Consider the following 13044-nt stretch of genomic DNA (forward strand, 5'->3'; position numbering starts at 1 on the left):
ATCAACATCCCGCTCAAGGCCTCCGATAATCATCGGAAACACAATGGACCCAACCCCCGGTCGGTGGGGTCCCTTTTGGACGCCGATCACCCCAGAAGCGGGGTCCTTATTCCACGCCGAACAACATGTTGATGTCCTGAAGGATATTTCTCAACGATAAATATTTGGTAACCTTGGCCTGCTATAGGTCTGAAAAATCTTGGGACCGATCAATGACTCCGGAAATGATCAATTTTGCGACTCACGCGGTATTAAAGGGATCCGTTGCCAAGGCCGGCCCGCAGGCCGACACGGGCGAAGCTGGATTTCTGAAGCTGCTCGCGTCGCCGGACGGCTCTGTCGCGGATATCCCGGATGAGGAACCGGTCGATTCCAACGAGCCGGATGAGGACGGGGAGCAGGAAACGGGTTTCGGTCAGGATTGGCCGGGGCCAGATGTGCGTCCTCCCGGGGCTGCCGAGCAGCACAGGAAAACGTCGTTGGACGTTTCCTCCGGTTTGGTGGATTCGGAACCGATCCCGACGACTCAAGCTGATTTACCGGACGGTCGGAGGGCGGATCCCATCGCGTCGGACGGGGAGCTTTCGGATACGCCCCGACCCAACGCCTGGGGCGGTGCGAAAATCATGCAGCAGGCCGAGAGTGGTTCCGGAGTACTCAGGTCGCAGGAACCATCTGATGGTCTCTCGGGTCCAATAAATGAACCGCCTGTGGCAATCGATGGCGAACTTCGGGCCGTCGCCGGCATGTCGTTACCCCGGAGGGTCGAGGGGAATATGCCACCCGGACAATTATCACGGCGCGTCGAAAGCCTAGCTGCGCCGGATCCGACAAATGCCGCAATCGATCCTGATAATCTTTCGGTGAAAGAACCGGCTTTGCTGGCCGCAGAAGTCACTCTGCATCCCGATACAGATTCGAGGACAGTCGCTGCCGCTGGTGCTCCATCCACGGCACGTGCAGCCCCTGTTGCTGCGAGTGATATAGCCAGACAGATCGCCTCCGGCGCCGCGAAAGGCGAGGCGGAGTGGGTCGAAATAACCCTGACTCCTGAAGAGCTTGGCAAGGTCAGACTTGTCGTTACCGGCGGTGAGCGCCCGTCCATCAGTGTCTATGCGGAACATCGCGACACTCTGGATCTGCTGCGGCGGCATTCTCACCTGCTTGCCCAGGAGCTTAAAGATACGGGATTCGGCGGCGCTGACCTTTCTTTTGCGGATGATGCCGGTGCTGGAAAGCGACAGGGCGCCAGGGCCGAGACAAAGCAGCCAGTTGCCGAGCCCGCGCGCGGTCCGCACGGAAATGACGAACCAAAGGCCCAGGCGGTATCGCGGATAGCGGGCGATTGTCAGATCGATATCAGGATATAAGGAGCATATGAATGGTGGTTGGCGTTTCCTCTTCCGTTGCCGGCACTGCGGCGGCAGTTCAGACGACAGGCGGCACAGCGGCCGGAGCGGCTTTCGCAAGCAGCGATTTTGAAACCTTTCTGAAAATGCTGACGACGCAGATCAAGAACCAGGACCCTCTCAATCCCATGGAGGGAACCGAGTTTGCGGTTCAGCTCGCGACATTCTCGGGCGTCGAACAGCAGGTACTGACCAATCAGCTATTGGGTCAGCTATTGCAGGGCTCGTCCAGCGGCTTGGGTGATCTGTCGGGGTGGATCGGGCGCGAGGTCCGTACCGATGCTCCGGTCTGGTACGACCAGTCGCCGTTGACACTGAACGTCCACCCCATGGCTGGCGCCGATGAGGTGACACTCGTGGCCCACGATGCGCAAGGCAATGAGGTGTCACGCGAAAGCATCGGCACCGGCGCGGGCGAAGTCGACTGGCAGGGCCGCGATGCCGATGGCGAGCCTCTCCCTGCTGGAGCCTATCAGTTCCGAATCGAATCCCTGGCTGATGGCGAGGTTATCGGCATGGCAGTGGTTGAAGCCTATACACGCGTGACCGGCGCGGAAATCGTCAACGGCTGGCCCAGGCTGATCCTGACCGGAGGCGCCACGGCGGGCCTCGACGAGATAACCGCGCTACGTGAATAAGCGCAACTGTTTGATCCCACGGTTTGATGGTGCGCTCCATTCGCTGGAGTGGCAGGAAGCATTATGGGACAAGTTCGTCACGGCAGCGCCGTCACTGCCGTGACGAGGCCGAAACATCGTCCTCAAGTCGCGTCATCGGCCGATTGCTTCGGCGGCCTGTTCGGGACAAGCCCCGCCGAACTGGTATTTTTCCGGCGGCATTGGCGGCCTCCGGCATTTCCTCACCGGGGGGCTTTTGCTATAATGTATCAGTTATATGTCGACATGTGGACAAAGGGCGAACGAATCTGCCATTGAACCCGCCGCCCGTGCTGCCTATCTTCTCCGTCAGCAGGAAGCGCGGGCTGCCTTTCCACGGGGTCGCGGTTCTTGGCGAGAAAGGACTGTTTCGATGAACGAATTCGCCTATACCTCCCATCCGGTCCTGCCCTTGCGGGACATTGTGGTGTTTCCGCATATGATCGTGCCCCTGTTCGTGGGGCGCGACCGATCCGTGCGGGCGCTGGAAGCGGTGATGGAACAGGATCGCCCGATCCTGCTGGCGGCGCAAAAGGATGCGGCTGTCGATGAACCTACTGCCGAGGGCATTTTCCGCATCGGAGTGCTGGCCAATGTGCTGCAGCTTCTGAAGTTGCCCGATGGCACGGTCAAGGTCCTGGTCGAGGGTCGCGAGCGCGTCCAGATCTCGGACTTCGTGCCGAACGAGAATTATTTCGAAGCCAGCTGCGAGCCTTTGGCCGAGGATGCCGGCGACGCCGACACGCTGACCGCGCTGACCCGCGCCGTGGCCGAGGAGTTCGAGCGTTACGTCAAGGTGCGCAAGAACATCCCTGAAGAGGTCGTCTCGGCCGTCGCCGAGGCGCGTGAGCCCGCGCGGCTGGCCGATCTGGTCAGCGGCCATCTGGGCATCGCCCTGGACCAGAAACAGGAACTGCTCGAGACGCTGGTGACTGCCGAGCGGCTGGAAAAGGTCTATGGCCTGATGCAGGGCGAGATGTCGGTTCTGCAGGTCGAGAAAAAGATCAAGTCCCGCGTCAAGACCCAGATGGAGAAGACCCAGCGGGAATACTATCTGAATGAGCAGATGAAGGCCATTCAGAAGGAACTGGGCGACGGCGAGGATGGCGGCAACGAGATCACCGAGCTGGAGGAGAGGATCGCCGCGACCAAATTCAGCAAGGAGGCCCGCGAAAAGGCCGAGGCCGAGCTGAAGAAGCTGAAATCGATGTCGCCGATGTCCGCCGAGGCCACGGTCAGCCGCAACTATCTGGACTGGCTGCTGGCGCTGCCCTGGGGCATCAAGTCGCGTGTCCGCAAGGATCTCGGCAAGGCCGAACAGGTCCTGGATGCCGATCATTACGGGCTGGAAAAGGTCAAGGAACGCATCGTCGAATATCTGGCGGTGCAGAACCGCTCGACCAAGCTGAAGGGCCCGATCCTGTGCCTTGTCGGCCCTCCGGGCGTCGGCAAGACCAGCCTGGGGCGTTCGGTCGCGCGGGCGACGGGGCGCGAATTCATCCGCATCAGCCTGGGCGGTGTGCGCGATGAAAGCGAAATCCGCGGCCACCGCCGGACCTATATCGGCTCGATGCCGGGCAAGATCATCCAGGCGCTGAAAAAGGCCAAGACCACCAACCCGCTGATCCTGCTCGATGAAATCGACAAGATGGGCCAGGATTTCCGGGGCGATCCGGCCAGTGCCATGCTGGAGGTGCTGGATCCCGAACAGAACGCGACCTTCGTCGACCACTATCTTGAGGTGGAATACGACCTGTCCAACGTCATGTTCGTGACCACCGCCAACAGCTACAACATGCCCGGGCCGCTGCTCGACCGGATGGAGATCATCCCGCTCGCCGGCTATACCGAGGATGAAAAGCGCGAGATCGCGCGCCAGCACCTGCTGCCCAAGCAGATCAAGGCGAACGGGCTGCGCAAGGGTGAGTTCAGCGTCAGTGACGATGCGCTGACCCATGTGATCCGCTATTACACCCGCGAGGCCGGTGTGCGGTCGCTGGAGCGTGAAATCGCCAAGCTGGCCCGCAAGGCGGTGACCGAAATCCTCAAGGGCAAGGTGAAATCGGTCGAGATCGATACCCAGAAGGCCGAGGAATATCTGGGCGTGCGCCGCCACCGCTACGGCCTGGCCGAAAAGGACGATCAGGTCGGCGTGGTGACGGGTCTGGCATGGACCCAGGTCGGCGGCGATCTTCTGCAGATCGAGGCGCTTAAACTGCCCGGCAAGGGCCGCATGAAGACCACCGGCAAGCTGGGCGATGTGATGAAGGAATCGATCGATGCCGCATCGTCCTTTGTCCGCTCGATCAGCCCGGAACTGGGCGTGAAGCCGCCAACATTCGAGGCCGTGGATATCCATGTCCACGTCCCCGAAGGCGCGACGCCCAAGGACGGGCCTTCGGCGGGCACCGCCATGGTCACCTCGATCGTGTCGGTGCTGACCCAGATCCCGGTGCGCAAGGATGTCGCCATGACCGGCGAGGTCACGCTGCGCGGCAATGTGCTGGCCATCGGCGGGCTGAAGGAAAAGCTGCTGGCGGCCCTGCGCGGCGGCATCAAGACGGTGCTGATCCCGGCCGATAACGAAAAGGACCTGGCCGAGATTCCGGCCAATGTGAAGGAAGGTCTCAGGATCATTCCGGTCAGCCATGTCCGCGAGGTGCTGAGCCATGCGCTGGTGCGCAAGCCTGAGCCGGTCGAGTGGGACCAGGCCGCCGAAGAAGCGGCGGAAGCCACCCGGCTGGCGGCGGCACGCGACCAAGGCAGTAGCGGGGCGGCAGTCGCCCACTGAACACGAAGCCGCGCGGAAGGAATTCCGCGCGGCTTTCTTGTCCTGGTCCGTGCTCCATCAACAAGGGGGAGTCGTCCATGACTATGCCAGAGCGAGGCGGCGGCCGGGTTCCGCACGATCCGCAGACGGCAAGGGTGCTGCAGAAACGGCAGTTGCTGGCGCATGTGGCGCGGCGCACAGGGCTGCGCAGCGCCGATATAAAACCCGTGGTCGAGGCAACGTTGGCCGAGCTTGGCGATGCCATCGCCGGCGGCATGACGCTGGCCCTGCCGCCTCTTGGGCGCGCGCGGGTCAGCCGCAGCATTGACCGGTCGGGCGCCGAAATCATCACCCTGCGCCTGCGCCGCAAGGCCGGGGAAAGCACTTAGGGGCGCGCGCAAGAAAATTCGCCACTGACCTCTTGCAGCAGGCCCCGACTGCGGCTATCTAGCGCGGACCGGGCGATTAGCTCAGCGGTAGAGCGCTTCGTTCACATCGAAGATGTCAGCGGTTCAAATCCGTTATCGCCCACCATACCACTGCTCAGGGACCGAAAATCCGCCGAAACCCCGAGGGAAAAAGCGGTTTCAAGGATTGCACCCTTGTTCCCGCGATATCCCGAAACCTCTGTAACGGCCAGTTGGGGCACAGCTCCGGCGAGCGTGGTTCCACCATTCCCATGGATACGCCAAGGGCGTGCCAGAAGAGTCATGGCCAATTCCACATGACAAGGCCCTTCACGCCTGTCTGGCGCGAGTTGAGACGGGCGGGCGTCGGTCCACCAGCGTCTGCCGCGTGAACCAGAAACGCATTCCTCACCAGATCCGGCGCGATCATGGCGATTTCCGGCCTAGCCGCCTCCGGATATGGAGGGTTGCACCCCCGCGTTCGCCACGGATCGTCGGGGACGGCTACTCGGTCAACGTGTTTTCCCCTCGCGGATCTTCGCGGCCAGATCCCGCGCGATGGCGAAACTGCCCTTGATCCGGTCGGCATCGCCCGGCCAATCGCGCAGGACGACGATCCTGTTATCGGTCACCTTCGCCTGTCCGCGCTGATCGTGAATGAATTCGACCAGCCCGGCCGGGTTGGGGAACTTGTCGCCATGGAACTGGATCGTCACGCCCTTGGGACCCGCATCCAGCCGGGAAATATTGGCGCGCTTGGCCATGGCCTTGATGCGGATGACCAGCAGAAGCGTGTTTACCTCGCGCGGGAGCGGGCCGAAACGGTCGATCAACTCGGCCGCGAAACCCTCGAGTTCGACCTTGGTGGTCAGTTCCGCCAGACGCCGGTACAGGCCCAGCCGCACATCCAGATCGGGGATATAGCTTTCCGGGATCGTCACCGGCACGCCAAGGTTCAGCTGCGGCGCCCATTCATCCTCGGGCGTGCCTTCGATTTCGCCGGATTTCAGCTTGGCGATGGTTTCCTCCAGCATCTGCTGGTAAAGCTCGAACCCGACCTCCTTGATATGGCCGGATTGCTCCTCGCCCAACAGGTTGCCGGCCCCGCGCAGGTCCAGATCCTGCGAGGCCAGGTTGAACCCCGCCCCAAGGCTGTCGATGGCGCCCAGGAATTTCAGCCGCCGCATCGCCTGCGGGGTCAGCGGCACGCGCGGTTTCGTCGTCAGATAGCAATAGGCCCGCGTCTTGGAGCGCCCGACCCGCCCCCTGATCTGGTAAAGCTGCGCCAGGCCGAACATGTCGGCGCGCCAGACCACCATCGTGTTCGCGGTCGGGATATCCAGCCCCGATTCAACGATGCTGGTCGCCAGCAGCACATCGTGGCTGCCGTCATAGAACGCGTTCATGCGCTGATCCAGATCGCCGGCGGCAAGCTGGCCATGGGCGACGATATAGCTGATCTCGGGGACGTGTTCGCGCAGCCAATCCTCGATCTCGGGCAGGTCCGAGAGGCGCGGGACGACAAAGAAGCTCTGCCCGCCGCGATACTTCTCGCGCAGCAGCGCCTCGCGGATGGTCACACCGTCGAATTCGCTGACATAGGTGCGGATCGCCAGCCGGTCCACGGGCGGCGTGCCGATGATCGACAGGTCGCGCACCCCGGTCAGCGACAGTTGCAGCGTGCGCGGGATCGGCGTCGCGGTCAGCGTCAGCACATGGATATCGCTGCGCAATTCCTTCAGCCGCTCCTTATGGGCGACGCCGAAATGCTGTTCCTCGTCCACGATCAGCAGGCCAAGGTTCTTGAACCGCACCTGCTTGGCCAGCACCGCATGAGTGCCCACGACGATATCGACCGTGCCCTCGGCCAGCCCGGCGCGCGTCTGGGCCGCGTCACGGGCGCTGACAAAGCGCGACAGGGGCCGGACATCGATCGCGGTGCCGCGAAACCGCTCGGCAAAGGTGCGGAAATGCTGGCGCGCCAGCAAGGTCGTCGGCGCGACCACCGCGACCTGCAACCCCTGGCTTGCGGCGATGAAGGCCGCGCGCATGGCGACCTCGGTCTTGCCGAAGCCGACATCGCCCACGACGAGGCGATCCATCGGCCGGCCGGCGGCCAGATCCTCGGCCACATCGGCGATGGCCGCGGCCTGATCCTCGGTCTCGTCATAGGGGAAGCGGGCGGCGAATTCCTCGGTCTCGTGATGCTCGGGCTGCAGAACCGGGGCGGGGCGCAGCAGGCGCTCGGCCGCGACGCGCATCAGCCGGTCTGCGATCAGCCTGATGCGTTCCTTGAGCCGCGCCTTGCGGGCCTGCCATGCGCCGCCGCCCAGCTTGTCCAGCAGCCCCTCTTCATGGCCGTAACGGGTCAGCAGTTCGATATTCTCGACCGGCAGGTAAAGCCGGTCGCCGCCGGCATATTCCAGCGCCACGCAATCATGGGGCACGCCAAGCGCCTTGACGGTTTCCAGCCCGGTATAGCGGCCGATGCCGTGTTCGACATGCACCACCAGATCGCCGGGGGACAGCGTGGTGGTGTCGCGCAGGAAATTCTCGGCCCGGCGGCGCTTTTTCGCGCCCCGGATCAGCCGGTCGCCCAGCACATCCTGTTCCGAGATGACCGCAAGCGGCCCCGTCGCCTGCCCGTCCGAGACGAACCCCTCTTCCAGCGGCCAGACCGCCAGCCCAAGCGCGCCGGGCCGGTCGGGCAGATCGCGCAGATCGGAGATCGGTTTCGCGCCGGTGACCCCTTCATCCGCGATCAGGCCCGACAGGCGTTCCCGCGCGCCTTCGGAAAAGCTGGCGATGACCACGCGATGCGCACGCGAAAGCGCCTGAATATGCTCCGCGAGCGTCTTGAACAGGTTTCCTTTTTCGGCCTGACGCTCGGGCGCGAAATTGCGCCCGACGCGGCCGCCCGCGTCCAGCACGCCCGGGCCGGGCGGCTGCGGCAGGACCGACAGGCGCAGCAGCCGATGCGCGGCCAGCCAGCGCCGCCATTCTGCCTCGTCGGGAAAGATCTGCGGCGGCGGCACCGGGCGGTAAACCGTATCCGCGCCGCCCTTGCGCCCGAGCGCCTCAAGCCGGGCATCGAACTGTTCCGAGATCATCTGCCAGCGCGCATCGCGCACCTGGTCAAGGTGATCGTCCGCCACCAGCGAGGCCCCGGGCAGATAGTCGAACAGGCTTTCCAGCCGGGCATGGAACCAGGGCAGCCAATGCTCCATCCCGGCCATCTTGCGGCCGGCGCTGATGCCTTCGTAAAGCGGATCATTGGCGCCGCCCCCGTATTCGGCGCGGTAGCTCTGGCGAAAGCGGGTGATCGCCTGCTCGTCCAGAATGACCTCGGACATGGGGGCCAGTTCGACCCGGTCCAGCCTGTCGGTCGAACGCTGGGTTTCGGGGTCGAAACGGCGCGCGCCCTCCAGCACATCGCCGAACATGTCCAGCCGGATCGGGCCGGTCTCTCCGGGCGGATAGATGTCGATGATGCCGCCGCGCATGGCGAAATCGCCCGGCTCGGTCACCGTGGGCGATTGCGCGAAACCCATGCGGGCCAGGAATGCGCGCAGCGCAGCCTCGTCCATGCGGTCGCCGACGGCGGCGGAAAAGCTGGCCTCGCGCAGGGCCTCGCGCGGGGGGACACGTTGCATGGCGGCGTTCAGCGTGGTCAGCAGGATGAACGGCCCCCGGATCGCGCCATGGGCCAGCGCCGTCAGCACCGCCATGCGCGCCGCCATCACCGCCGGCGCGGGCGATACGCGGTCATAGGGCGTCGTATCCCAGGCCGGGAACTCCAGCACCACCGCCTGCGGCGCAAAAAAGGCCAGCGCGGCCCGCATCGCGGCCATGCGGCGGTCGTCGCGCGCGATATGGATGACCGGCTGGCCGCGCGCCAGTTCGCGCGCGATCAGGGCGGCGTCCATGCCCTCGGGCGCGCCGGAAAGGATCAGATGTTCGGGATGCGCTGACATGAGCCGTCAGGTAAAGCCGGCACCGGCGAAGTCAAGCCCAAGCCACCCTATCCGAACGGATGTGCCAGCATCCAGCCGACGCCGTAGAAGGTCGTGAGCGCCACCGCCAGGATCGAGACCAGCGTCACCACCAGCCGGTGACGGCGCATCATCCGCGCGGCCTCGGCGGCGGGTTCACTGACCGAAAGCCCCGTTTCCGCGCGCCGCAGGATGGCCGACAGATGGCGCGCAAGCCGCATCTCGATCAGGCGGATCAGCGCAAAGGGAAGTGTCAGCAGGACCAGCGCCTGCGCCATTTCCAGCCCATAGACAAAGCCCAGCACCGCCAGCGTGGTCAGCGCAAAGGCCCCCATCCCGATCAGCGCCACACCCGCGCCCCGCGACAGCTCCCGGCGCGGCAGGGTCAGTGAAAGCCAGTCCAGCAGCAGCAGCGCCGCGGGGTCGTCGTCCGGATCCGGGGCCGCGCGGTGCGCCGCCATGACCACCTCGGTCGGCACGCCCAGCACATGGCGACCGGCAAGGGTCCAGGCAAGGATCAGCACGACCCAGAACCAGATCGAGCCGAAGGAACGGCTGTCCAGCAGGGCCAGAATTGCCTCGATGTTAAGCACGCTCTCTCCGGGCCGATTAGATGCAGGGGATAACCTATCCTTGGCGCGGGCAAAGAAAAACCTGGTATTTCGGTGTCGCGGCCGGCAGGGGTTGCGCGCCGCCGGGCAAGGGTGCAGTTTCAGCCCGATTGAAGCGCCGCGCTCCGGCCCCGCAGAACACAGGCCCGCCATGTCCCCGACCCCGATCGTCGCCCCCTTCCCCGCCAGCCGGCTGCGCCGGCTGCGCCGCAGCCCCGCGATGCGCGCGCTTACCACCGAGGTGAACCTGACCGCCGCCAACCTGATCTGGCCGATCTTCGTCACCGAAATCGCGGGCGGCGCGGGCGAGATCCCCTCGATGCCCGGGATCGAGCGGCTGACGCTCGAGGGCGCGAAACGCGCGGCCGAAACCGCGATGCGGCTGAATATCCCCGCCATCTGCGTCTTTCCCCATTCCGATCCGGATCTGAAGACAGATGGCTGCGAACGCGCCTGGGACCCCGACAATATCGGCAACCGCGCCATCCGCGCGATCAAGCAGGTCGCGCCGGATCTGGCGGTGATGACCGATATCGCGCTGGACCCCTATAACGCCAACGGCCATGACGGGCTGGTGCGCGACGGCGTCATCCTGAACGATGAAACCGTCGAGGCGCTGGTGCGCATGGCGCTGGTCCAGGCCGAGGCGGGCGCCGATATCCTGGGCCCTTCGGACATGATGGACGGGCGCATCGGCGCGCTGCGCGGCGCGCTGGAAGGCGCCGGCCACAAGGATGTCGCGATCCTGTCCTACGCGGCGAAATATGCCAGCGGCTTTTACGGGCCGTTCCGGGATGCGGTGGGCGCCTCGGGGCGGCTGGTGGGGGACAAGAAGACCTATCAGATCAACCCCGCGAACCGCGACGAGGCAATGCGCTGCGTCGCCCGCGATCTGGCCGAGGGGGCCGATATGGTCATGGTCAAGCCGGGCATGCCCTATCTGGACATCTGCCGCATGGTCCGCGACCAGTTCGCGGCGCCGACCTATGCCTATCAGGTCAGCGGCGAATATGCGATGATCGAGGGGGCGGTGCGCAATGGCTGGCTGTCGCGCGATGTGGTTCTGGAAAGCCTGCTGGCCTTTCGTCGCGCCGGCTGCGACGGGATTTTGACCTATTACGCGCCACAAGTGGCTGAAAGACTGGCGTGATCGGGCAAGTTCGCCTATCATTCCGCGACATAAGGGCGGGCCAACCGCCAACCAGGGAATGAGGCGACAGATGAAGAAATCCAATGAAATGAGCCGCAGGTTCCTGCTGCTCGGCGGGGCCGCGCTCGGATTGGCGGGCTGCTCGAACGCGGTCGGTCAGGACGCCTCGTCGCGGCTGGATGCCCGCGTCGATGCGACGCGCAGCTATCTGCTGAGCACCTATCCCGGCGTCACGCAGATGATCCAGGGCGCCAAGGGCGTGCTTTACATGCCGCTGATGACCGAGGCGGGCTTTGGCGTCGGCGGCGCCTATGGCCAGGGCGCGCTGCGCATCAACGATGTCACGGTGGACTATTATTCCGCCACGCAGGCCAGTTTCGGCTTCCAGATCGGCGCGCAGCAATATGCCCATGTGCTGATCTTCCAGACCGATGCCGCGCTCGCCGATTTCCGGCGCGCCCCCGGCTGGGTGGCCGAGGCCGGCGCCTATTACGCCCTGCCCAGCCGCGGCCAGTCGGTCGGAACCGACACGATCACCATGCAGCAGCCGGTCGTCGCGATGATCTTCGGCCAGTCCGGGCTGATGGCCGGGGCCTCGATCGCCGGGACGAAATACACCCGGGTCATCCCCTCGACCTTCTGAGCCCAGGGCCCGAATCACACGGGCCGGACATTACGCCCGGCCTTTCCCCTTGCCCCGCGCTGCGGAGCAATCAGCTTCCGTAGATGATGCGAACGTAGTTCTTGGTTTCGCGATAGGGCGGGACGCCGTTATATTTCTGGACCGCGCCGGGCCCGGCATTATACGCCGCCAGCGCCAGACGCCAGTTGCCGAAGGTGTTGTACATCATGCGCAGATAGCGCGCCCCGCCCTCCAGATTCTGGATCGGGTCGTTGGGATCGACGCCAAGCTTTGCCGCCGTTCCCGGCATCAGCTGCGCCAGCCCTCGCGCGCCCTTGTTCGACCGCGCCGACGGGTTCCAGCCCGATTCCTGCTGCACCAGCCGCAGGAACAGATCCTCGGGTATGCCATGTTTTCGCGCCATGGCGCGGGCATGGGGCAGATACTGGCTGCGGCGATTGCCGCGATAGGCCGGGATATTGGTCGCGATATCAAGGTCGATCACGCTCTTGGATGAGGTGCCGCCCGGGCGCAACCGGACCGAGCGCTCATATTGGCCGGCCAGCCGCGAATCCATCAGCCGGGTCTGCCGCTCGAACTGCGCCAGCCGCGACTTGTTGCTCTTGCCCTGCAGCCGCAGCCCCTCGGCCGCGGCGGGAACCGCAAGGCCGACGCTCAGCGTCATTACGACCGCCGCCCGCGCCAGCCGGCGCATCATCGCCCGATTGCGTGAAAGCATCACTGATCCCTCATGCCTACCAAGGTCTTGGTCTTTTTGCGCCGCACTATAACGCAAAGCCGCCCCCCGACCGCAAGGCAATTTCGCCCCCGGCCGCCGATCCTCAAGATGGGCGGAATTTCGCCGATCCCGGATCCCCCTTGTCGTTCCCCGCGCCGGCACGCTAAACCCCGGGAACGAAATTCAACGCGAGGACGGGCGAAATGGCAGGCAGCGTGAACAAGGTGATCCTGGTCGGCAATCTGGGTCAGGACCCGGAGGTGCGCAGCTTCCAGAACGGCGGCAAGGTCGCCAATCTGCGGATCGCGACCAGCGAGACCTGGAAGGACCGCAACAGCGGCGAACGGCGCGAGCGGACCGAATGGCATACCGTCGCGATCTATTCCGAGCCGCTGGTCCGGGTGGCCGAGCAATATCTGAAGAAGGGCTCCAAGGTCTATGTCGAGGGGCAGCTGGAAACCCGCAAGTGGCAGGACCAGAACGGCAATGACCGCTATTCGACCGAGATCGCGCTGCGCCCCTTCCGCAGCGAATTGCACATGCTTGACGGCCGTGGCGCGGGCGGCGGCGGCGGCGACCGCGACGGCGGCTACGGCGCCCCGTCGGGCGGCGGCTATTCCTCGGGCGGTGGCGGCAGCCAGTCGGGCGGTGGCCGTCCCGATTTCGACGACGACATCCCGTTCTGACG

10 protein-coding genes and 1 tRNA gene are annotated in these 13044 nt (G+C 64.7%); 8 read left to right on the top strand and 3 right to left on the bottom strand.

What is annotated here, in order from left to right; translation table 11 throughout:
• Positions 1 to 224 precede the first annotated feature (224 nt).
• The 5 genes from IT41_RS20030 to IT41_RS13270 all read left to right on the top strand — a co-directional run bounded on the left by IT41_RS20030 (position 225) and on the right by IT41_RS13270 (position 5369).
• On the top strand, positions 225 to 1370 hold the full coding sequence (locus IT41_RS20030) for a flagellar hook-length control protein FliK (protein WP_074948132.1): 1146 nt from the start codon (positions 225 to 227) through the stop codon (positions 1368 to 1370).
• Between the two features lie 11 nt (positions 1371 to 1381).
• On the top strand, positions 1382 to 2047 hold the full coding sequence (locus IT41_RS13255; protein ID WP_036742220.1) for a flagellar hook capping FlgD N-terminal domain-containing protein: 666 nt from the start codon (positions 1382 to 1384) through the stop codon (positions 2045 to 2047).
• Between the two features lie 391 nt (positions 2048 to 2438).
• Positions 2439 to 4856: an endopeptidase La gene (lon, locus tag IT41_RS13260; protein ID WP_036742221.1), complete on the top strand. Its 2418-nt coding sequence runs from the start codon at positions 2439 to 2441 to the stop codon at positions 4854 to 4856.
• Positions 4857 to 4933: 77 nt separating this feature from the next.
• Complete coding sequence (locus IT41_RS13265) at positions 4934 to 5224, top strand: HU family DNA-binding protein (protein ID WP_036742222.1); 291 nt, start codon at positions 4934 to 4936, stop codon at positions 5222 to 5224.
• Positions 5225 to 5294: 70 nt separating this feature from the next.
• Positions 5295 to 5369 (top strand) — tRNA-Val (locus tag IT41_RS13270).
• 385 nt (positions 5370 to 5754) lie between these two features.
• On the opposite strand, the gene mfd is transcribed toward IT41_RS13270, so the two are convergent.
• Both mfd and IT41_RS13280 read right to left on the bottom strand, forming a co-directional pair.
• Positions 5755 to 9216 carry a transcription-repair coupling factor gene (gene mfd / locus IT41_RS13275; protein ID WP_036742223.1) on the bottom strand — a complete coding sequence of 1154 codons (3462 nt, stop codon included), beginning with the start codon at positions 9214 to 9216 and terminating at the stop codon, positions 5755 to 5757.
• Between the two features lie 47 nt (positions 9217 to 9263).
• Positions 9264 to 9827: a hypothetical protein gene (locus IT41_RS13280; RefSeq protein WP_036742224.1), complete on the bottom strand. Its 564-nt coding sequence runs from the start codon at positions 9825 to 9827 to the stop codon at positions 9264 to 9266.
• Positions 9828 to 9996: 169 nt separating this feature from the next.
• Between IT41_RS13280 and hemB the strand changes: the two genes are divergently transcribed.
• The gene (gene hemB, locus IT41_RS13285; RefSeq protein WP_036742225.1) at positions 9997 to 10995 is read left to right on the top strand and encodes a porphobilinogen synthase; all 999 of its coding nucleotides are present in this window, start codon (positions 9997 to 9999) and stop codon (positions 10993 to 10995) included.
• Positions 10996 to 11065: 70 nt separating this feature from the next.
• Positions 11066 to 11638, top strand: a complete 573-nt coding sequence (locus IT41_RS13290; RefSeq protein WP_036742290.1) for a lipid-binding SYLF domain-containing protein — start codon at positions 11066 to 11068, stop codon at positions 11636 to 11638.
• Between the two features lie 70 nt (positions 11639 to 11708).
• Here the strand turns inward: IT41_RS13290 and IT41_RS13295 are convergent, their stop codons facing one another.
• Positions 11709 to 12356, bottom strand: a complete 648-nt coding sequence (locus IT41_RS13295) for a lytic transglycosylase domain-containing protein (RefSeq protein WP_036742226.1) — start codon at positions 12354 to 12356, stop codon at positions 11709 to 11711.
• Positions 12357 to 12559: 203 nt separating this feature from the next.
• Between IT41_RS13295 and ssb the strand changes: the two genes are divergently transcribed.
• Entirely contained in the window at positions 12560 to 13042 is a 483-nt protein-coding gene (ssb, locus tag IT41_RS13300) for a single-stranded DNA-binding protein (RefSeq protein WP_036742227.1), read from the top strand.
• The last annotated feature ends 2 nt before the right edge of the window (positions 13043 to 13044 follow it).

Origin of the sequence: Paracoccus halophilus, from assembly GCF_000763905.1 — a bacterium.
GTDB lineage: Bacteria > Pseudomonadota > Alphaproteobacteria > Rhodobacterales > Rhodobacteraceae > Paracoccus > Paracoccus halophilus.

What these genes read in the sequence shown, in the direction of transcription:
- lon (WP_036742221.1), top strand. Translation starts at nt 2,439, where the DNA reads ATGAACGAATTCGCCTATACCTCCCATCCGGTCCTGCCCTTGCGGGAC.
- IT41_RS13265 (WP_036742222.1), top strand. Translation starts at nt 4,934, where the DNA reads ATGACTATGCCAGAGCGAGGCGGCGGCCGGGTTCCGCACGATCCGCAG.
- hemB (WP_036742225.1), top strand. Translation starts at nt 9,997, where the DNA reads ATGTCCCCGACCCCGATCGTCGCCCCCTTCCCCGCCAGCCGGCTGCGC.
- IT41_RS13255 (WP_036742220.1), top strand. Translation starts at nt 1,382, where the DNA reads ATGGTGGTTGGCGTTTCCTCTTCCGTTGCCGGCACTGCGGCGGCAGTT.
- IT41_RS13295 (WP_036742226.1), bottom strand. Translation starts at nt 12,356, where the DNA reads ATGCTTTCACGCAATCGGGCGATGATGCGCCGGCTGGCGCGGGCGGCG.
- IT41_RS13290 (WP_036742290.1), top strand. Translation starts at nt 11,066, where the DNA reads ATGAAGAAATCCAATGAAATGAGCCGCAGGTTCCTGCTGCTCGGCGGG.
- ssb (WP_036742227.1), top strand. Translation starts at nt 12,560, where the DNA reads ATGGCAGGCAGCGTGAACAAGGTGATCCTGGTCGGCAATCTGGGTCAG.
- mfd (WP_036742223.1), bottom strand. Translation starts at nt 9,216, where the DNA reads ATGTCAGCGCATCCCGAACATCTGATCCTTTCCGGCGCGCCCGAGGGC.
- IT41_RS20030 (WP_074948132.1), top strand. Translation starts at nt 225, where the DNA reads ATGATCAATTTTGCGACTCACGCGGTATTAAAGGGATCCGTTGCCAAG.